Source organism: Bacillus sp. HMSC036E02, assembly GCF_001836235.1.
Taxonomy (GTDB): Bacteria; Bacillota; Bacilli; order Bacillales; family Bacillaceae_G; genus Bacillus_A; species Bacillus_A cereus.
In genome coordinates, this window is sequence record NZ_KV827868.1 from 1 (window position 1) to 623 (window position 623).

Below are 623 nucleotides of genomic sequence, written 5' to 3' on the forward strand. Positions count from 1 at the left end.
ACCTCAAATCGTAAGTGCGATTATTGGTCAAGATGGTAAGGAAACCAAAAAGTTTAAACCCATTTTAGAAAGTTCAAATCGTTACCCGATGAACTTTTGGAGTGTCGTGCAAGGTGGGATGAGTCAAAATATAGAGGAAATTAAAAAGTTGCCCTTTGACGTCGCAGGTAAAACAGGTATTACAGGTTTTCCAAATGAGCAAGCAAGAATGATAAATCACTCTCTTTTCATTGCATATGCTCCTACGGAAGATCCACAAATTGCCGTTTCTGTCGTTATCCCTGGTAGTAATTCAGAAAAAAACATTGCCGCTCTCGTTACATCAGAAATTTTAGAGTACTGGAATACTCTTCAAAACGAAAATAAAAATAAAGAGGAAGGTTCACTTTAATGAACCTTCCTCTTTCTTTTACCATATAGAATCTATATTTATTATTTTCCATATACCTTCATTATTCTTTTCGAACATAAATGAATATTTAATATCAGTTAAAACATACTCTTTCTGTACATATCCAGTATTACCGTTAATTGTAGATATTTTTATATATCCATTATTCTGTACTTTTTCTGGAATCCAAGCTTTTACCATTTCATTAGATACTTCATATAAAACTTGTGAT

Annotated in this window: 1 protein-coding gene and 1 pseudogene; one reads left to right on the forward strand and one right to left on the reverse strand. The window is 32.4% G+C overall.

The genetic code is table 11. The features are described 5' to 3' along the window. The coding region (locus tag HMPREF2590_RS23945; protein WP_256325178.1) for a penicillin-binding transpeptidase domain-containing protein at window positions 1–391 on the forward strand (391 nt) is incomplete at its 5' end. Window positions 392–409: 18 nt separating this feature from the next. On the opposite strand, the pseudogene HMPREF2590_RS23950 reads toward HMPREF2590_RS23945, so the two are convergent. After that, window positions 410–623, reverse strand: a pseudogene (locus tag HMPREF2590_RS23950) (SH3 domain-containing protein); the annotation flags it as partial.